Raw genomic sequence first — 18,658 nt, 5'->3', positions numbered from 1 at the left:
GTTAAATTTGCCGATTTACGATAATTTACAGGGCATACGTTAAACTTATCCGCATAAAATTCTGTTATGACAAGTCCCAATAGATTACGCATGCTTGATCGTATCGATCTAGCAATATTAGACGTTCTGCAAAAAAACGGCAGAATATCTAATGTGAACCTTGCAAAGCAGGTTAACTTAAGCCCCAGCCCTTGTCTTGACCGAGTAAAACGACTCGAGCAAGAAGGCTATATTGAGGGCTACTTTGCTAAGCTTAACGAAGCAAAACTTAATCAGAGTTTATTAGCGCATGTACAAGTGTCATTAGTAACATCAAACACGGCTGTGTTTAAAGTCTTCCGTGAACATATTTTAAGAATAACTCAAGTTATCGAGTGCGACATGGTGGCGGGCGGCTACGATTATTTATTAAAAATACGTGTGTCAGATATGGACGAATACCGCCAAGTGTTAGGCGATTTAGTTGATATACCAGGTGTGGGTACGCACCATACCTATATGGTTATTGAGAAAATAAAGGAAGACAATGGTCTCAAGCTCGATTAAATAAAAAAGCACCAATTGGTGCTTTTTTTATTATATTGCTTATGCCCATCCGTCGTAACGTTTACGGCGCGACAGCACTATCGTTAAAATAATCCCTAAAAACAACCCTATAAATGCGATAGCTCCTCCGTAGGTAAGTAGCTGGCGTTTCTCTTTAGCACCTGCTTGTTGCTTTTGAGTACGTTCTGCATTGAGGGTCGTTTGTAGTTTGGTTATTTGTTCTGACAGCATTAAATTTTGATCAGTCAGTGATTGGTTCTGTTCTTGCAGCTGTGGCAGTTCAATCTGTGTTTGACGAAGTTGCTCTTGCATCGACGTCATCTCTTCACTCAAAGTACGGTACTGCTGGTGAATACCAGCTGATTTAGAGACAAACTTAGCCTCTACCCAGCCTTCGCGTTCTTTATCATCAACGACTTTGACGAAGCCATTTTCTTCAGGTGACAGTTGCGTAAGCTTTGTTCCTGCATCAACCGACCCGATAATACGGTAGTTTTTACTCGCACCAGAATGCATAAACGTATACAGATTATCAACAATATAAGCCGTATTTGTATTGTTTGCTGAATTTGCTTCTTCGCCGTGGCTAAAAAACGCAACAGCACTAATAAGTAAAGCTAATAAAGAATGTTTAAACATTAATCTACCCTGTTAATGTAACCGTGATCGTTACGGCAATTTTTTTCGTTCTAAGTATAGAGATAGTATGGATTTAACACGCTAATAGCAAGGCTGATATTGTAATCACATTACAGTGAATAAATGAAATCTCGCTAAAAAATTTGCATTACCGCTTTGCTTTGTTTATTTTGAGCTCTTATTTATTTTAAAGGTAATCCTCAAGCCTAATGGATACTGAGATAGAACTTAAGTTTTTGGTGTCAGATGCCGTCGTTCCACTGATCCCCGCGTTAATTACTCAATTTGCAAAAACCGTCACAAATAAGCCTTCCCGTAGCTTGCAAAATGCTTACTATGACACTCCAAGTCGTGAGTTAAGAGCACTTGATATTGGCTTTAGAACACGTTGTGCAGACAACCAATGTGAGCAAACAATTAAATTGGCAGGAGAGGTTGTTGGTGGATTACATCAGCGCCCTGAATATAATTTGCCGATTGAAGGTAACCGCCCAGATATCACTGAATTTGACAGCAGTATTTGGCCTCACGGTATGCAAGTTAACGCAATAGCCGCTAATTTATATCCAATTTTCAGTACTAACTTTATTCGCCGTACTTGGTTAATTGAAACCGAGAGTGGGGCAAAAATTGAGGTGGTTTTAGATAAAGGTGAAGTTTCAGCCTCTGGACGTATTGAGCCAATATGTGAGCTGGAAATTGAACTTATGGAAGGCAGCCGCAATGAGTTGTTTGCTTTGGCTGACAAGCTGGTTGCACAAAGTAATATTCGTCTTGGTTTGTATTCTAAAGCAGCGAGAGGTTATCGTTTAGCGGATGAAAAGCCGCTTAAACCGAGCAAATCAATCGGTTTTGTTTCATTGCCTAAAAAGGCAACGCAAGAGCAAGCTCTCATTGCAGCGATAGGGTTTGGTATTCGCTTTGTGCAAAAGCATGAGCAGTGCTACTTTGACAAGCCAAGTTTAAAAACCCTTAAACGTGTTACTGATGGCATTAGCCTGATTCGCCACACATTTTGGTTATTTGATGACATTGTAGATAAAAGTACCACAGAGTCATTGAGAGTAGAGCTTAAATGGTTGTTAAGTGAACTGGCGTGGGTTGAGAATGCTATTCAGCTGAAAACATACACATCAAAACGTCATGCTTACTACAAAAAAATTAACAGCGCTCCAGAGCTTACTCAAGTCATTAATGACCTTAAAGAGTTACAGCCGAGCATTGATGACATCAACAAGCTCTTTCACAGCGCCCGCTATAATCGGTTACTACTTAGCTTAACAACCTGGCTTGTAGATAAACAGTGGCGTAAAAGCTGGGGGCAAACCCAGTTTCAAGCTGCAGAACGCTCTGTTGATGAAATAGCGAACCGCTTATTTCATAAAGATTGGCAGGACCTGCATCAGTTGTTACCAGAACAACAAACCCTCACTTGTAAAGACTATTTAAACCTGCGTACACGCTTGGAAAATAGCTTACTTAGCGGAAACTGTTTAGGTGCATTGTTTGATAAAGAGGATTGTAGTGAGTTCCGTATTCCTTGGTTAGATATTTCTCATGGTATTTATGAGCTGTGCACGCTCGATTATTTAAAGCAGCTATGTGCAGGCCAAGAAGATGAAGAGCTTGCCAAAATTCAGCATTGGCTTGAAATGAAATCTGAGTTCTTAGTGAGTGCGATGGAGCAAAGTCGTCTAGCATCATTTAAGATTTCACCCTACTGGGAATAGCCTGGTACTGGCAGTAACACAATGGAATGCCAATGCGTAAAATAGCCGGATTAATAATCATACTATGTTGCTGTACAGTTCATGCTGCACAGCAAACATCATGGCTATCATGGAAGTCTCAAGAAGGGATCAATGTTTCCTACAAGAAACATCAAAATGGTATTGTTGAAGTTAAAGGCTCGTTGCTTATAGAAAACAGCACTGCGAGCGACTTCATAGCTCTTTTAAGTGATACTGAACGAGCTGCGAAATGGGTCGAAAATGTTAGTCACGTTCAGGTGTTAGCGCGTCCAAGCGAAGCAGAAACCATCGTATATACACAAATTAACTCACCGTGGCCTGTTAGAGACAGGGATATGGTGAGTTATTCCTGTTACAAGCGGCTAAGTCCCACGCAAACGTTATTAACGATTAGTGCTTACCCAGGTTTTAAGGAGGAAGTCGACTCTGTTGTGCGCATCAAGGACTTAAAAGCGACTTGGTTACTCGAAGAAAATAATACCCCAGCAAAGCTTAGTTTGACGCTCACCTACACAGTTTATGCTGACCCTGGTGGTGCAATTCCCCATTGGTTAAGCAATAAGGTAAGTTTAAAAAGTACACTCAAAACACTACAAGCTTTACGCAGTGAGCTCGCTCAAGAGTTATATCGTGCTGCGCCTATTGTTATTAAAGAGGGTCATTGCTCTATATAACCTGAGCTCTGGATAATAAATATATCTCCAGCGGCTACTTTCAACGCTAACTGCGTTGAATTTACTTGCAATAGGCCAGCTATTGACGCGTAAATTCGTCTTGTTATCGCTAAAAGTCTCCGGCTGGAGACTAAGAAAAAAATTTGTTATTTAATATCAATATATTAGTACATCTCTTAACCAGAGTTCAGGTTATATAGTGTTAGCTCCTTGTTTTTTATAAGTTAATAAATTGTATTTTTTTACACTTTCTTACACTTTAAAACATAATATGAATTGAATTTGTGTCCTTTATTGGTACAGTTCCTCTTTTGGGAATATGTGCTATAAGGACATAGATAGTGTTTAATGTTACTTCAACGCCCAGTAGTCGTTGGTTTTCATTTGTAACAGAGTGTTGGCGTTTAGCTGCACTTTGGTTTGCAGGTGTATTGCTCTTCATGAGCTTTCGTATTTTCTTCTTAGTATATTTTTATGATCATATTGCAGCACCTTTAGATGCAACAGCTCTATACAATACCTTAAAGACTGGCTTTGCTTTTGACTCAGCAGCGAGTGGAGTGTGTTTTAGTATTCCTTTTTTACTCAATTGTATTTTTCAACCAATGCGGTTAGGGCACTGGGTTTCAAAAATTCGCCTCTATACAGCGAGAGTATTTTTTAGCGTAATGATTTTATTATGCATTACCAGCGTCACCTATATCTCTGAGTATGGTACACAATTTAACTATTTTATGTTTGAAGGGCTACATGATGATCAGCAGGCCATCGCATTAACCGCAATAAAACAATACAAACCTTGGGGAAGCCTTATAAGTTTAGTGCTTCTGCTGTTTGTTGCGTTTAGATATTGTAAGCATGTTGACCACACTAGCCTTGGTTTTCTAACGCGCATTTATACTGCCTGTAAATGGAAACGATCAATACTTGTTATTTTGATCACAGTGCTTTTTATCTGCGCTATTCGCGGCTCATTCGAATCCCGTCCGGCTTCCCGTAAATGGTCAGCGGTTACTCCTGATCCGTTTGTAAACAATCTAGTGATTAACCCTTTTCGTAGCTTTGTGTATGCAATAAAAGATTATAACGAACTGCAAAATCATGGGATGGATGGCAAAAACCCATATTTGAGCTCAAATGCAGCACCACTTAATAACCCATTACTTGATTATCAGCAACACACAAAAGGAGCGTTTATTGACCCTCCATCTCAAGTGTTTTTGATAATCATGGAAAGTTATGACTCGTGGCCTCTGCAGCAAAAATACGCATCGCTTAATGTGACTAATGAATTAAAAAGCTTAGCTGGTAAGGGGATCTATTTAGATAATATGCTACCTGCTGCTAGTAGTACGATGAATTCACTATCAAGTATTTTGTCTGGTATTCCATTTTCAGGTGTGAACATGAGCCGCATTGGCCCGCAACAACCTGCTAGTAAGCTTTCTTTTATTAATCAAATGGAGCGGCTTGGTTATACCAGTCAATTTTTCTATGGAGGATTACTCTCATGGCAAAATGTAGGTGAATATGTAGGATCGCAAGGTGTCGATAACATTTATTCCGCAACAGATGCTGGTGGTAAAGGCAGTGCGGGTGTATGGGGAATTGATGACGGTCAACTATTTGAACTCGCAGCGGCTAAAACCGAGCAGAAAAGTTTTAATGTAATTTTAAGCGGCAGTTATCATGGCCCATTTAACTTAGATTTAACGCAACTTGACTACCCATACGCCTCTTATGATGATTACCCAGCAACAATACAATCGTTAGAAGGGGAATTATTAGACCCTTATGTATTAGGGCATTTATGGTATGCAGATAAAATGCTGGGCGAGTTTGTGCGTAAAATGGAACAGCGTTACCCTGATGCTCTTTTTGTGATCACGGGGGATCATTTTAGTCGTCGTTACCTACATAGCCGGCCTAATTTATTTGAACTAACACATGTGCCAATGGTGATTTATGGACAAGGAATTACACCTGATTTATTGTCATCGCAACAAGTTGCAAGCCATATGGATATTGCGCCGACCTTACTTAATTTAATCGCACCAAAAAATACAGCGTTTTATAGTATGGGCCAATCATTGTTAAGTGCTCAGGAACAGCGCACTGTTTTTGGTTTTCAAACTATTCGTCGCAATGAAAAACTCTGGAAGGGAGATTTAGAGGCGATTTACGAGTATTATAAGGTTAATGAACACGATAAAACTCAGTTAACGTCATTCAGTCCATCAGGGTTTGAATATGTTGATGCTGATACAGAGCAAGCTTATAATCGTTATATGGCCACTGCATGGCACTTGCTTACTCGTGGTATGGATTGAAACCTTGCTAGTAATACACCACAAAGTTAAAGCCGCTTTTAAAAGATAATATAATGAATAAACCAGAAATAAATTTAGTTAATAAACCTAACGGCATTGGTATAGGCCGTATTATAAAAGCCACTCAGTGCTCTATAAAAGGGTTTAAAGCGGCTTTTAAAGAAGAGTCGGCATTTAGAACAGAGTTGGCATTAGGTGTCATTTTGTTGCCTTTATCGTTCTGGTTAGCGCAGTCTTTACAACATTGGGTGATACTCATTGTTAGCTTTTTATTTTTATTGATTGTTGAATTGCTTAACTCGGCTATTGAAGCATTAACAGATAGGGTAGGTGTTGAATATCATGTGCTATCAGGGCGTGCTAAAGACATAGCATCAGCAGCAGTAACCTTAGCTTTAATAGTCTTGTTTATAGTATGGGCAGCAGCAGGGTATGAAAAGGTTATCACCTTGATGCACTAACTTAACCTGAGCTCTGGATAATAAATATATCTCCAGCGGCTACTTTCAACGCTAACTGCGTTGAATTTACTTGCAATAGGCCAGCTATTGACGCGTAAATTCGTCTTGTTATCGCTAAAAGTCTCCGGCTGGAGACTAAGAAAAAAATTTGTTATTTAATATCAATATATTAGTACATCTCTTAACCAGAGTTCAGGTTAACTTAAAAAGTATAAACGTCAGAGACAAAAAAAAGCGCCTAAAGGCGCTTTTTTCGTTCACACAAAGCGTGGTTTATAAGCCAGCTGCTGCGCGAAGTGCGTCTGCTTTATCTGTGCGTTCCCATGGGAATTCATCACGACCAAAGTGGCCGTAAGCCGCTGTTGGTAGGTAAATTGGGCGCTCAAGATCAAGCATTTGAATTAAGCCGTAAGGGCGTAAGTCAAAGTGCTCACGAATAAGTTCGATTAAACGAGCTTCTTCTAATTTGCTAGTGCCAAACGTTTCAACACTGATTGACGTAGGCTCTGCAACACCGATTGCGTAAGAAACCTGTAGCTCACACTTGTCAGCAAGGCCAGCGGCAACCACGTTTTTAGCAACATAACGTGCAGCGTACGCAGCTGAGCGGTCAACTTTTGATGGATCTTTACCAGAGAAAGCACCACCACCGTGACGTGCCATACCGCCGTAGGTATCAACAATGATTTTACGACCAGTTAAACCACAGTCACCCATTGGGCCACCGATAACAAAACGGCCAGTTGGGTTGATGAAGAATTTCGTTGCGCTAGTAATTAGCTCAGCAGGAAGTACTGGCTTGATGATAGTTTCCATTACCGCTTCTACTAAGTCATTTTGTGAAATTTCTTCACTGTGCTGAGTAGAAAGAACAACTGCATCGATGCCAACAGGCTTACCATTTTCGTATGCAAACGTTACTTGTGATTTTGCATCAGGGCGTAACCAGTTAAGCTCGCCACTTTTACGAACTTGTGCTTGGCGTTGAACTAAACGGTGAGAATATGTGATTGGTGCAGGCATTAGCACTTCAGTTTCGTTACATGCGTAACCAAACATTAAACCTTGGTCGCCAGCGCCTTGTTCTTCAGGGCTTGTACGGTCAACACCTTGGTTGATATCAGGTGACTGCTTACCGATTGTGTTTAAAATTGCACACGAATCAGCATCAAAACCCATGTCTGAATGCGTGTAGCCAATTTCACGTACCGTTTTACGTGTAATTTCTTCGATATCAACCCATGCACTAGTAGTGATTTCACCACCGACCATGACCATACCGGTTTTTACGTAAGTTTCACACGCAACACGTGCATGAGAATCTTGCTCTAAGATGGCATCTAGTACCGCGTCAGAGATTTGATCCGCGATTTTATCCGGATGACCTTCAGAAACTGATTCAGAAGTAAATAAATGTTTTGCCATTGTATTTCTGCTCACAAATATTGCGCTTCACAAACGTCGGTAAGAGCGCTAAAAAATTAAGGGACGTATTTTATCTAAAACAAGTATATTTGCATAGTAATTTTACGCCTAGACGTCTAAATAAAATTACTAATAACTTTTAGTTCTTAAAAAATTTTCATAATAGCCAATTTAATCAGGGTTTTTAATTGCACACAGCCCCTACAATAAGTAAGAATGGGTGTTCTTGAAAAACACACAATCAACCAGCGCAAATACAGTAAAGGTAGGAGAATTCATGCCGTCTCGCAAAGAACTTGCAAATGCTATTCGCGTCTTATCAATGGACGCAGTACAACAGGCCAAATCTGGCCACCCTGGAGCCCCTATGGGCATGGCAGATATCGCAGAAGTACTATGGCGCGATTATCTAAATCATAATCCAACTAATCCAGAGTGGGTAGACAGAGATCGATTTATACTCTCAAACGGCCACGGTTCAATGCTTATTTATTCTCTATTGCATTTAAGTGGTTATGACTTGCCGATTGACGAAATTAAAAACTTCCGTCAAATGCATTCAAAAACACCGGGACACCCAGAGTATGGGTATGCACCTGGTATTGAGACCACTACGGGCCCACTTGGTCAAGGGATCACAAATGCAGTCGGTATGGCGATTGCTGAAAAAGCGCTAGCGGCTCAGTTTAACCGTGAAGGCCACGATATTGTTGATCACTTCACGTATACGTTCTTGGGCGATGGTTGCCTTATGGAAGGTATTTCTCATGAAGCCTGTTCACTTGCTGGTACGTTAGGTCTAGGTAAGTTAGTAGCATTTTGGGATGACAACGGTATTTCAATCGACGGCGAAGTCGAAGGCTGGTTCAGCGATGATACGCCAGCGCGCTTTAAAGCTTACGGCTGGCATGTAATTAGTGGTGTTGATGGCCATGATTCAGACGCTATTCGCGCAGCAATCGAAGAAGCACGCAGCATCACAGACAAGCCAACACTAATTTGTTGTAAAACGGTGATTGGTTACGGTTCACCTAATAAATCAGGTAGCCACGATTGTCACGGTGCACCATTAGGTGAAGGCGAAATTAAAGCAGCACGTGAGTTCCTTGGTTGGACTGGCGACGCATTTGACATTCCAGCTGACATTTACAGTCAGTGGGATGGCAAAGAAAAAGGTAAGCAACTTGAAGCAAGCTGGGATGAAAAGTTTGCAGCCTATGCAGCGGCACATCCTGAGCTAGCAGCAGAGTTTAAACGTCGTACAAGCGGCGAGTTGCCAGCTGATTGGGCTGAAAAATCACAAGCGTACATTGAACAGCTTGATGCAAATCCAGCAAACCCTGCATCACGTAAAGCATCACAAGATGCACTTAATGCATTTGGCCCGTTATTACCTGAGTTTATGGGTGGCTCTGCTGACTTAGCAGGTTCAAACCTAACAATTTGGAAAGGTTCTAAAGGCCTTGAAGCAAATGACGCAAGCGGTAACTATATATACTACGGTGTGCGTGAGTTTGGTATGTCAGCAATTATGAATGGTATTGCGCTGCATAAAGGCTTTATTCCTTACGGTGCGACATTCCTTATGTTTATGGAATACGCGCGTAATGCTGTGCGTATGGCTGCATTAATGAAAGTGCCAAGCATTTTTGTTTATACACATGATTCAATTGGTTTGGGTGAAGATGGTCCAACTCACCAACCAGTAGAGCAAATTGCGAGCATGCGTTTAACGCCTAACCTAGTTAACTGGCGTCCGTGTGACCAAGTTGAGTCTGCAATCGCATGGCAACAAGCGATTGAGCGTAAAGACGGTCCAACGTCACTTATCTTTACGCGCCAAGGCTTAGTTCAACAAACTCGTTCAGCGCAGCAATTAAGCGATGTGAAAAAAGGCGGTTATGTACTTAGCTGTGATGGTGAGCCTGAGCTTATCTTAATCGCAACGGGTTCTGAGGTGCAATTAGCACAAGACTCAGCGGCTGAATTACGTAAGCAAGGTAAAAAAGTACGTGTTGTATCAATGCCATCAACAGATGTCTTTGATGCGCAAGATGCTGCCTACAAAGAAAGCGTATTGCCAGCAAGCGTTTCACGCCGCGTTGCTGTAGAAGCGGGTATCGCTGATTACTGGTACAAATACGTTGGCCTAAATGGCGCAGTAGTCGGCATGACCACCTTTGGTGAGTCAGCCCCAGCTAACGAGCTGTTTGAGCACTTTGGCTTCACGGTAGAAAACATCGTAAGCAAAGCAAACGAATTGTTCTAAGTGCTGAGGTATTAATGGTCAGCTATTAATACCGAGCCTAACAAAATAAAACCCGCTTAGTGATATAAACTAAGCGGGTTTTTTATTATTTTCTCATTGAACGCAGGCTAATATGATAAGCAAATTAGCCAGAGTATAAGTTAAATAAAATCCAGAGTATGTTGGTTAAAGTTGGCTAAATTAGGGAATATATCTACCAGTTCTGAGTCAGGTACGCCAAACCACTTGGCCAAAGTTGCAAAGTACTGTTCATTAGAAACGTCGGGTATTAATCGGCCACCTCGGGTGTCTTTTGGACCACCTAAATGTTGCGTCAATAAGGAGCCATATAAATCGCCACCATTTACCGCGCCGCCCATCACAAGATGGTTCCCCGCCCAACCATGATCAGTGCCGTTGCCGTTAGAGGTTAATGTTCGGCCAAATTCACTCATGGTAAACAATGTCACATTATTTTGTTTATTCAGGTAAGACATAGCACTATTAAACTCAGCTAACGACTGTGATAATTGGCTAAGCAATGAAGCATGGCTACGGTTTTGATCGCCATGGGTATCAAAGCCACCCATTGACACATAAAACACTTGGCGTTTACACCCAAGTTGAGATTGAATTGATATTGTTCGTGCAATTGTTTTGAGCCTACGTGAAAGCGAACTATTAGAAAATACGCCATCAATAGGATCAGAGTCTTGAAGGGCTATATTCATTGCTGAGGTTTTATCAATGGATGCTTTTACACGTGAGCCATACGCTTGTGCAATAGGATTTGTTTGGCCTGTTAATACGCGATTAAACAGATTGCTCACATGTTCGCTTCGTTCTTGTGAGCCGCTTAATGCATTAATGCGACTTATGCCGTTACTACTTAAACTAAAGGGCATGCTGTTGTTGCTGGTTTGCCAGAGATTCATTCCTGAGAGTGAAATATTTCCGCCAAACTGCTCACTCTGTTGCAGTCGTTCTAATAACCTCGCGCCCCAGCCGCTATTTAGCGAGCTTTGCTCTTTGCCATACATCCACGTTGCTCGCTGTTTGTTATGCGAAAAAAGGTGCAGTGGTAGTGGAACAGACTTATTGATAACATCTTGCTGGGTCGTTGGTGTAATTAAGCTGCCCACTCCGGTAACGAATGCCAACTGCCGGTCTGAAAATAGAGATTGCAGTGGCGATAATGAGGTATGTAATCCCACACCACCATCTTGTGCAGTATGAGGATTCAAGGGTAGGGGATTATTAATCGCTAGGTTTTGTCGGCTTTGTTCATATAAATTGCGGGCTTCGCCTTCGAGCGGTACCAACATATTTAAAGAATCATTACCGCCACTTAAATAAACGCACACGAGTGCTTTATATTCGTCATCAGCAAAATTGCTAGCCCCTTGAAATGCCTGCAACTGTAATTGATTGAGTGCAGCCATTGACACACCCCCCTTTAAGCATAAGTCTAAAAACTTTCTTCTATCCATGACTCTCTCCTATTGCTGCAAGCTGTATTCGGCTGAAACCGAAATTAAATACACGATATATGAAAGCCTTAAATGACTTTCGCTTGATGAAAAGTAAGCGTCCATATCGTAAATTGCGTTGCGCATATCTTGTGACATAGCACCTGCAAAAAATAATGTGTCGTACTTATCAATAACCGCATTTAGGCCAAAGTTAGCCAGTAGCTCTAAGTCATCACCCATGTATAAATAGACGTAGTTTTCATTGAGTTCATCGTAACGCTCTGCAACGCGTCGGCTCATTTCATCAAAATGAGTATTCAGTGTATTGATCACATAAGCATCGTTGGCAATTTGCAATTCAGGTGCAACAAGCATAGATCCAGATAGCTCTTGAGGTTGATGATCCGGTTGGTAAAAGTTAAAAACAGAGGGGGACTGCAACGGGCCTTGGCCAAACTGTAAGCTTAAATTGCTGGTGTAATAGCGATCATTTAACGACTTAGCCTTAAATACCCGCCACAGTTGCATTTGTTTAAGGAGAGGCTCTCTGACTTTACCAAAATAGGCAAGGGGCGCTGCGAACTGCCGAGCTTCAGGGTCAAGGTAGATAGCTTTAACAACAGCACTCAAGTCACCTTTAACACCTTGGCCATTATCATTAAAAACTTGAGCAACCCGCTCAATGTAACTTGGGGACGGGTTTGAGGTAATTAACTTTAAAATTAATTGCTTACTTATAAATGGAGCTATATTTGGGTGTGCAAAGATTGTATCGAGCGCTATTTTAAGTGAGGTTTCTGCATCAGTATTAGTAGGAATAACCACATCACTAATTAAATGTTTCTCAGCAGTTGAATGATACGCCTCAAATGGGCTCATAAGAATTGAATGGTTATTACTCGGGCGCCCCCAAAATTCACTGGCTCCGAATGTCCAGCCAGTGAATACTTTAGCAAATCCTTCAATATCAGCTTGGGTGTAAGCAAGGATTGGTTGGCCATTTTCATCTTTTTTTACTAAACCATTTAGCGTTAACTCTTCTAAACCTAAGCTAAATAACTGTAGCAGCTCCCTGGCATAGTTTTCGTCTGGGCGAATGTTACGGTCTTCGTCGGCTTTTTCATTGCCTAAATGATCCAAGTATTTTCCCATGATAGGGGAGCGAGATATAGTCTCAAGAATGTCACGGTAATTGCCAAAGGCATTTTCTAATAACATATCGTAGTAGCTCACCATACCTTTGGGCTCATTTGCCAATGAGTTATTAAAGTCAGACACCACAAAAATTTGGCTCATAGCATAGGCAACACGCTGCCTAAGTTGATCAGTAGCGTTAATGCTGCCTTTCCACCAAGCATCAATGCGATTTATTTGCCGAGGGTAATCTCTATCAGGGTAGTTTTCTAAATAATCAACATGGTAAGTAATAGGTAGCTGCATTTGAGCATCTATCCACTCTTCAGCGCTTAACCCCTGCGCCGATAAAATCTCTTCATAGGTTGGCCCTAAACTGGCTTGATGTAACAGCCGAGCGGCATGTGCACTGTCCATATACGCTTTGGCTGTAAAACCAAATTCAAACTCACTTTGTGCGCCGTGTTCATCCGTTACTCTAAGCAAAAAGCGATACGTTTCATCATAACCAGTAAGGGGAGAGGGGATAGTGATTGTTAGCACCTCATTGCCTGAGGTTTCAATTGTCTGGCCTGAAAGTTGTTGCCAGCTATAGGTGAGCGTATCACCATCTGAATCACTTGCATTGGCGTTTAAAGTGAGTGTTTGACCGTGGCTCACATTATCGGGAGGGGAGAGGCTAATAACCGGAGCTGTGTTATCGGTGGTCGTATCGTCATCTGAAGTGTCCCCGCTAACAGGAGGAGTTGTTGGGGTATCTGATACCGGTGCTTCCTTACTTGTGTTTGCTTCATTGCCACCACCACATGCAACTAAAAAACAACTAGTAAGGATAGCCAGTGCTATTCGCTTACTCATCTCAATGCCTTAATGTAAATAAATTTTTAATAATTTAGCATTGTAAATTTAATGTTGCGTAGTTATTTTGTGTGAATTATATTCACGTTTCTGGTCATACCTGAACAAGTAAGTGAACACTACCGATCCAAGCAATAAAGTTAGTACACCCAATATGAACAGCTGGTTAATTTTATGTATATGAAAGTTTGAATTTATGAGGGTTAAAGTTTGCTTTGCAAGAAAGTATGCAGACATTATTTGTAGGAACTTACATTGGTAGTACTGCGTGATGGTTTATTATTTATAAAATAAGTTTAAGTCCAGGTCTATTTGATTTTGGTTTGAGGTTTACCGAAAAAAGTAAAATGCGTTTCACGTGAGCTTTTTTCACATCTTGTCCCTTGCAAGGCTTATGACTATCAGGCACTGTGGTCGTTAATAAATTATAAAACAATAAACAGGAGTGAGGATGTCTCAGTTTGATAATGTGAGTGTTGTTAAAACAGCGAACGTGTACTTTGATGGTAAAGTTTCAAGTCGTACAGTGATTTTTGCAGATGGCAGCACCAAAACATTAGGCTTTATGCAAGCGGGTGAGTTTGAATTTGCTACAAGTAAAAAAGAGCTAATGGAACTTAACGGTGGTCAGTGGGAAGTTTTACTCCCAGGTGAGAGCGAATGGAAAACTATGTCAGCGGGTGAATCATTTAATGTTGATGCTAACGTTACTTTCCAAGTAAAAGTGACTGATTTTGCCGATTACTGCTGTTCGTACACTTAATATACAAAAATAAACATGCAGCTGAAAGCCCCGCATCACGCGGGGTTTTGCATATTTAATGCTCGCCAATTGATCTTAATCAGCTTTACTAACAAATAAATGTCATATTTCTGTGTTTTGCGCTTGTGTAAATCTAAATAGCCCCCAATACTAGTTATGAGGTAACAAAAAAAAGGATACCCTATGAAAATTAATCTTTCTGGTCACCATGTTGACGTTACTGACTCTATTAGAGAACACATCAACGAAAAGTTTTCAAAAATTGCGAGCCATTTTCCATCTCTGATCGCACTCGATATTATTCTTTCAAAAGAGCATCATAAGCTCCAAGCAGAAATTAGCACCATATACGAAGGCGCGCGTTTATCAGTTAAAGGTGAGAACGAAGTTCTATACCCAGCTATTGCAAGCGCGGCTAAAAAACTCGATGCGGCACTAAAGCATCGTAAAGGACAAATTAAAGCGAACCTACACGAAAAACCAGTGAGCACTACACCTGAGATTGCTCACGAAAAAGTTCAAGAAATGGACTTACGTTAATAACTAAAGCCGCTAGGTCCTAGGTAACTAGGATCTAGCGAACCGTTTAATCTTCCACTCACTTTCTCACTTTCAATCCTCTGTAAAACGTTGTAACTTGCTTATTAATAAAAATAAAATGTAAGCATGGACATGCATCCAACAGCATCAACTTGGCACACTCGTTTAAACGCATTAGGCCCCGGTATATTAATGGCAACAGCGGCAATTGGTGGCTCTCACCTTGTTGCATCAACCCAAGCAGGCGCCATATTTGGTTGGCAGTTGTTTTGGCTCATTGTGGTAATTAATGTACTTAAATACCCGTTTTTTCGCTTTGGTATTGAATACACCCTAGCCACTAAAAAAAGCCTAGTTGAAGGCTACCAAAGTAAAGGCCCATGGTTTTTTTACAGCTTTATCGGTTTGAATATTATAGCTGCGGTAGTGAATACGGCTGGCGTGTTATTACTCACAGCAAGCCTGCTGCACTATGCGCTGCCAATGAGTATTTCAGTAACCTTATTATGTTGGTTAATATTAGCGGTTTGCTTAGTTATTTTATTACTTGGCCATTTTAAAGCGCTTGATAACGTGGCTAAAGCGATTATGGGCTTACTCACTTTAGCTACAGTGATAGCGCTTGTTATTGCAGTTAGTAATGGCGCTATGAACCATGGAACACTAGCACCTGTTGATTATATTGGCCCGTCACCGTATGAGCTCGCTATGCTGGGGTTTATGGTGGCGTTAATGGGGTGGATGCCTGCACCGATTGAGATTTCAGCGCTCAGTTCATTATGGCTTAAAGAAAAACAAAACCAGCAAACGGTAACACGTGCGCAGGGCTTGTTTGATTTTAATGTTGGTTATTGGCTAACCGCCGCATTAGCGCTGGTGTTTTTCTCCTTGGGTGTGCTAGTGCAATACGGTCAAAACAATGAAATTGCATTAGGTGGCGTGGCATTCGCAAAGCAGCTTATTGATATGTACGCCTTCACAATCGGCGAATGGGCGCGGCCTTTGGTGTCGGTTATCGCTTTTTTATGTATGTTTGGTACTACCTTAACGGTGCTCGATGGCTATGCCCGCACACTTAATGAATCACATAAATTATTAGGTTTTAAGCAATCTAAACACAGCTTAAATATCTGGCTAATACTGCAATCATTCGCGGGCATGGCGGTGATTTTATTTTTTAAATCAGCCCTCGGCCCCATGCTCACCTTTGCCATGACACTTGCGTTTGTAACGACTCCCATTTTTGCATGGCTTAATTTTAGTTTAGTGCGCTCAGAGCCCAGTATTCAACATTCTAAACGAGTACGTACTTTAAGTTGGGTAGGTTTGGTTTATCTGATTGGTTTTGCGTTGGCGTTTATAATTTGGAAGTTAGCCGCTTAAAAAGTAATAAATAAAACCGTAATACAACGAGCAAAGAGGAATAAATGAACATTAAAACTGGCGAACTTGCACATCCAGATGTTATTGCATTATTGCAAAGCCACCATAATGATATGCTACAGCATTCACCAGTAGAAAGCGTACACGCCCTGGATGTGAGCAAGCTCGCAGTGCCTAATATAACGTTTTACAGTTTATGGAAAGATAACAATTTAGCAGGAGTTGGCGCATTAAAAGCGCTCAATGCGACTCATGGCGAGATTAAATCTATGCGCACATCATCAGCTCATTTACGCCAAGGTATAGCCGCAAAATTGCTTACCCACATTATTGAACAAGCAACACAGCGCGGGTATAAGACACTAAGCCTAGAAACCGGCACCGCCGATGCGTTTTTGCCCGCACAAAAGTTATATACCCAGTTTGGTTTTAAAGAGTGCCAGCCGTTTGGTGATTATGTTTTAGATCCCTACAGCTTGTTCATGAATAAAACGCTTTAAGCTAAAGCAAGAAATACCTACAGCCACTTGTTTAAAATATTTTATTGAGTTTATACGTTATCTGCGTATACTTTTATATATGAAAAGTCTATTCGTTGAATCAAGCATATTCGAAAAGTACCGTGATCTGTATTTGAGTGATGACGAGTATCGTTTATTTCAAGCAGAATTAATGGTTAATCCTAAGCAGGGTGATGTCATTCAAGGAGCGGGCGGCTTAAGTAAAGTTCGAGTTGCGAGCAAAGGAAAAGGCAAGCGTGGCGGTTCGAGAGTTATATATTACTACTTAGACGAAAGAAAGCGTTTTTACCTACTCACGATTTACGGTAAAAATGAAATGGTAGATTTAACCGCAGATCAGAAAAAGCAATTAAAAGAGTTTTTAGAGGTATGGTGCAATGAGCAAACGTGATTTATTTTCAGAACTAACTACAGCTCTTGTTGATGCTAAAGCACATTCACAAGGTAAACTTACGTTACGCACACATGCAGTGAATGATATAGACGAGCTTGCCATTTCACCCGATGAAATCATTAAAATTCGCGAAACGTTTAATATGTCGCGCGGCGTGTTTGCAAACCTATTACATACATCAGCAAGGACCCTTGAAAACTGGGAGCAAGGCCGCAGCGCACCGAATGGTCAGGCTGTTACTTTATTAAAGCTAGTGCAGCGTCATCCTGAAACGTTGAATCATATAGCTGAGTTGTCATAACTTCATTTAAGAAAGTGAGTTGTTTTAATAAATCTGGTTAATCTTTCTGCTAACAAAAAATAGACCAGTTCATCACTTTCGACCCATTACTCCTAGTTTCAAAGGAATGCTTATGTATAGTTCTAGTAGTGTCAAATCACCTAAGAGACTTTTATTTGTTCTTATACTTCTTGCCGCAGGATGTATATTAGGTACTTTTTATGTGTGGCAAAAAGGGCTGGGTGTAGGTTATGGTGGAACGACTGAAACATGGGCTCATTTCGGAAGCTTTTTTGGTGGTGTTTTAGGGCCGCTTCTTTCGTTTTTCTCATTTTTGGGTGTTATATATACTGTTTATTTACAGTCAAAAAGTAATGAAGTGCAGGCACAAGCAAATGAAAACACGGCTACCTCTATTGAGTCCTCAGAGCTAGCTAGTAAAGAAAATTTAGAAGAACAAAGGAAGCAATTTCAAGAACAAATTGAGTATGATAGACAGAAGCAGCTACTTGATATGTTTTTGATTTCAAGTAATAGAGTCGATATCGCAGGGTGCGAAGCTGTAAAAGATTTAACAACAAAAAATGAAAAAGAAGAATCTACACTTAGCTATTATTACAATACTTATAACTGGAGGGCTAAAGTATTTGTAATAGAACTTAAAAGGCTGAATAGTAAATTGGATAAAGAAAGTGCCGTAATTATAACTCCTCACTTAGAAAAGGTATCAGGACAATTATATAATTACTGCAAAAATGGTCTTAATAACCCAAGCATAACATTTACTACTGAAGCAGATGTAATACAAATTTGCACTAACGAATTGGAACGATATGCGCATGAAATTGAAACAGTCATAGGAGGGCTGAAGGATAAGTATGGTATTGAGCATTAAAACAAAGAGGACTTTTATAGTCATTCCGCCTGAGTCAAATATTCTGGTGGTTTTTATTCTTTTATAATGTATCTCTCAGGATCAAGTCTTGACTTCAGACATCAAAAGCTTTTTAAAGAAATAACAAACGAAAGTGGATGCATTGACTTCATTCTGCGGCAACTGTATTGCCTTATTCATAACATAGAAAAGCTGCAAAACAGGCTGCATTAAAAAAGGGGAGCCTTTTTAGCCGAAATATGCCAATCAAGAGACTGTAATTCCCTCTAAAACATCTATTAAAACAACCGCACATTCTCTTTTTCTATGTTACGTAAAATAGCGATAACTGATTGAACCAAAAT

At 40.6% G+C, this 18,658-nt stretch carries 17 protein-coding genes; 13 read left to right on the top strand and 4 right to left on the bottom strand.

Going from position 1 to position 18,658, the window contains the following annotated elements:
• Window positions 1-66: 66 nt before the first annotated feature.
• Complete coding sequence (locus tag ACHUE3_RS10970) at window positions 67-546, top strand: winged helix-turn-helix transcriptional regulator (RefSeq protein WP_394192451.1); 480 nt, start codon at window positions 67-69, stop codon at window positions 544-546.
• A gap of 39 nt (window positions 547-585) precedes the next feature.
• On the opposite strand, the gene ACHUE3_RS10965 is transcribed toward ACHUE3_RS10970, so the two are convergent.
• Window positions 586-1,185 (bottom strand): TIGR04211 family SH3 domain-containing protein, encoded by a 600-nt coding sequence (locus ACHUE3_RS10965; RefSeq protein ID WP_394192450.1) that lies wholly within the window; start codon window positions 1,183-1,185, stop codon window positions 586-588.
• A gap of 209 nt (window positions 1,186-1,394) precedes the next feature.
• Here ACHUE3_RS10965 and ACHUE3_RS10960 point away from each other — a divergent pair, with 209 nt between their 5' ends.
• The 4 genes from ACHUE3_RS10960 to ACHUE3_RS10945 all read left to right on the top strand — a co-directional run bounded on the left by ACHUE3_RS10960 (window position 1,395) and on the right by ACHUE3_RS10945 (window position 6,401).
• Window positions 1,395-2,915 (top strand): CYTH and CHAD domain-containing protein, encoded by a 1,521-nt coding sequence (locus ACHUE3_RS10960; RefSeq protein ID WP_394192449.1) that lies wholly within the window; start codon window positions 1,395-1,397, stop codon window positions 2,913-2,915.
• A gap of 32 nt (window positions 2,916-2,947) precedes the next feature.
• On the top strand, window positions 2,948-3,610 hold the full coding sequence (locus ACHUE3_RS10955) for an START domain-containing protein (RefSeq protein ID WP_394192448.1): 663 nt from the start codon (window positions 2,948-2,950) through the stop codon (window positions 3,608-3,610).
• Between the two features lie 341 nt (window positions 3,611-3,951).
• Window positions 3,952-5,940 carry an LTA synthase family protein gene (locus tag ACHUE3_RS10950; RefSeq protein ID WP_394192447.1) on the top strand — a complete coding sequence of 663 codons (1,989 nt, stop codon included), beginning with the start codon at window positions 3,952-3,954 and terminating at the stop codon, window positions 5,938-5,940.
• A 53-nt stretch (window positions 5,941-5,993) separates the two neighbouring features.
• The gene (locus ACHUE3_RS10945) at window positions 5,994-6,401 is read left to right on the top strand and encodes a diacylglycerol kinase (protein WP_394192446.1); all 408 of its coding nucleotides are present in this window, start codon (window positions 5,994-5,996) and stop codon (window positions 6,399-6,401) included.
• 273 nt (window positions 6,402-6,674) lie between these two features.
• On the opposite strand, the gene metK is transcribed toward ACHUE3_RS10945, so the two are convergent.
• Complete coding sequence (metK, locus tag ACHUE3_RS10940) at window positions 6,675-7,826, bottom strand: methionine adenosyltransferase (RefSeq protein ID WP_058561814.1); 1,152 nt, start codon at window positions 7,824-7,826, stop codon at window positions 6,675-6,677.
• A gap of 277 nt (window positions 7,827-8,103) precedes the next feature.
• Here metK and tkt point away from each other — a divergent pair, with 277 nt between their 5' ends.
• Window positions 8,104-10,095 carry a transketolase gene (gene tkt / locus ACHUE3_RS10935; RefSeq protein WP_394192445.1) on the top strand — a complete coding sequence of 664 codons (1,992 nt, stop codon included), beginning with the start codon at window positions 8,104-8,106 and terminating at the stop codon, window positions 10,093-10,095.
• A 140-nt stretch (window positions 10,096-10,235) separates the two neighbouring features.
• On the opposite strand, the gene ACHUE3_RS10930 is transcribed toward tkt, so the two are convergent.
• Window positions 10,236-11,564, bottom strand: a complete 1,329-nt coding sequence (locus ACHUE3_RS10930; RefSeq protein ID WP_394192444.1) for a DUF1501 domain-containing protein — start codon at window positions 11,562-11,564, stop codon at window positions 10,236-10,238.
• 9 nt (window positions 11,565-11,573) lie between these two features.
• Window positions 11,574-13,538, bottom strand: coding sequence for a DUF1800 domain-containing protein (locus ACHUE3_RS10925; protein ID WP_394192443.1), 1,965 nt, complete (start codon window positions 13,536-13,538; stop codon window positions 11,574-11,576).
• Window positions 13,539-13,989: 451 nt separating this feature from the next.
• On the opposite strand from ACHUE3_RS10925, the gene ppnP reads away from it, so the two are divergent.
• The 7 genes from ppnP to ACHUE3_RS10890 all read left to right on the top strand — a co-directional run bounded on the left by ppnP (window position 13,990) and on the right by ACHUE3_RS10890 (window position 18,314).
• Entirely contained in the window at window positions 13,990-14,301 is a 312-nt protein-coding gene (gene ppnP, locus ACHUE3_RS10920) for a pyrimidine/purine nucleoside phosphorylase (protein ID WP_394192442.1), read from the top strand.
• A 183-nt stretch (window positions 14,302-14,484) separates the two neighbouring features.
• Window positions 14,485-14,841, top strand: a complete 357-nt coding sequence (gene hpf / locus ACHUE3_RS10915) for a ribosome hibernation-promoting factor, HPF/YfiA family (protein WP_394192441.1) — start codon at window positions 14,485-14,487, stop codon at window positions 14,839-14,841.
• A gap of 132 nt (window positions 14,842-14,973) precedes the next feature.
• On the top strand, window positions 14,974-16,224 hold the full coding sequence (locus tag ACHUE3_RS10910; RefSeq protein WP_394192440.1) for an NRAMP family divalent metal transporter: 1,251 nt from the start codon (window positions 14,974-14,976) through the stop codon (window positions 16,222-16,224).
• A 44-nt stretch (window positions 16,225-16,268) separates the two neighbouring features.
• The gene (locus ACHUE3_RS10905) at window positions 16,269-16,724 is read left to right on the top strand and encodes a GNAT family N-acetyltransferase (RefSeq protein WP_394192439.1); all 456 of its coding nucleotides are present in this window, start codon (window positions 16,269-16,271) and stop codon (window positions 16,722-16,724) included.
• Window positions 16,725-16,803: 79 nt separating this feature from the next.
• Window positions 16,804-17,136 (top strand): type II toxin-antitoxin system RelE/ParE family toxin, encoded by a 333-nt coding sequence (locus ACHUE3_RS10900; RefSeq protein WP_394192438.1) that lies wholly within the window; start codon window positions 16,804-16,806, stop codon window positions 17,134-17,136.
• Complete coding sequence (locus ACHUE3_RS10895) at window positions 17,123-17,440, top strand: helix-turn-helix domain-containing protein (RefSeq protein ID WP_394192437.1); 318 nt, start codon at window positions 17,123-17,125, stop codon at window positions 17,438-17,440. Before ACHUE3_RS10900 ends, ACHUE3_RS10895 begins: the two co-directional genes overlap by 14 nt.
• A 112-nt stretch (window positions 17,441-17,552) precedes the next feature.
• Window positions 17,553-18,314 carry a hypothetical protein gene (locus ACHUE3_RS10890; RefSeq protein ID WP_394192436.1) on the top strand — a complete coding sequence of 254 codons (762 nt, stop codon included), beginning with the start codon at window positions 17,553-17,555 and terminating at the stop codon, window positions 18,312-18,314.
• Window positions 18,315-18,658: the final 344 nt, after the last annotated feature.

Origin of the sequence: Pseudoalteromonas atlantica (assembly GCF_043641955.1) — a bacterium.
GTDB lineage: Bacteria > Pseudomonadota > Gammaproteobacteria > Enterobacterales > Alteromonadaceae > Pseudoalteromonas > Pseudoalteromonas atlantica_A.
The sequence above is the reverse complement of the archived record's forward strand: the minus strand, read 5'-3'. Positions and strand labels throughout refer to the sequence as shown.

Excerpts from the sequence above, each read along its gene's own strand:
- ACHUE3_RS10910 (WP_394192440.1), top strand. The coding sequence starts at position 14,974 with ATGCATCCAACAGCATCAACTTGGCACACTCGTTTAAACGCATTAGGC.
- ACHUE3_RS10970 (WP_394192451.1), top strand. The coding sequence starts at position 67 with ATGACAAGTCCCAATAGATTACGCATGCTTGATCGTATCGATCTAGCA.
- ACHUE3_RS10900 (WP_394192438.1), top strand. The coding sequence starts at position 16,804 with ATGAAAAGTCTATTCGTTGAATCAAGCATATTCGAAAAGTACCGTGAT.
- ACHUE3_RS10930 (WP_394192444.1), bottom strand. The coding sequence starts at position 11,564 with ATGGATAGAAGAAAGTTTTTAGACTTATGCTTAAAGGGGGGTGTGTCA.
- ppnP (WP_394192442.1), top strand. The coding sequence starts at position 13,990 with ATGTCTCAGTTTGATAATGTGAGTGTTGTTAAAACAGCGAACGTGTAC.
- ACHUE3_RS10945 (WP_394192446.1), top strand. The coding sequence starts at position 5,994 with ATGAATAAACCAGAAATAAATTTAGTTAATAAACCTAACGGCATTGGT.
- hpf (WP_394192441.1), top strand. The coding sequence starts at position 14,485 with ATGAAAATTAATCTTTCTGGTCACCATGTTGACGTTACTGACTCTATT.
- ACHUE3_RS10895 (WP_394192437.1), top strand. The coding sequence starts at position 17,123 with ATGAGCAAACGTGATTTATTTTCAGAACTAACTACAGCTCTTGTTGAT.
- ACHUE3_RS10890 (WP_394192436.1), top strand. The coding sequence starts at position 17,553 with ATGTATAGTTCTAGTAGTGTCAAATCACCTAAGAGACTTTTATTTGTT.
- ACHUE3_RS10965 (WP_394192450.1), bottom strand. The coding sequence starts at position 1,185 with ATGTTTAAACATTCTTTATTAGCTTTACTTATTAGTGCTGTTGCGTTT.
- ACHUE3_RS10905 (WP_394192439.1), top strand. The coding sequence starts at position 16,269 with ATGAACATTAAAACTGGCGAACTTGCACATCCAGATGTTATTGCATTA.
- ACHUE3_RS10925 (WP_394192443.1), bottom strand. The coding sequence starts at position 13,538 with ATGAGTAAGCGAATAGCACTGGCTATCCTTACTAGTTGTTTTTTAGTT.
- metK (WP_058561814.1), bottom strand. The coding sequence starts at position 7,826 with ATGGCAAAACATTTATTTACTTCTGAATCAGTTTCTGAAGGTCATCCG.
- ACHUE3_RS10955 (WP_394192448.1), top strand. The coding sequence starts at position 2,948 with ATGCGTAAAATAGCCGGATTAATAATCATACTATGTTGCTGTACAGTT.
- ACHUE3_RS10960 (WP_394192449.1), top strand. The coding sequence starts at position 1,395 with ATGGATACTGAGATAGAACTTAAGTTTTTGGTGTCAGATGCCGTCGTT.
- tkt (WP_394192445.1), top strand. The coding sequence starts at position 8,104 with ATGCCGTCTCGCAAAGAACTTGCAAATGCTATTCGCGTCTTATCAATG.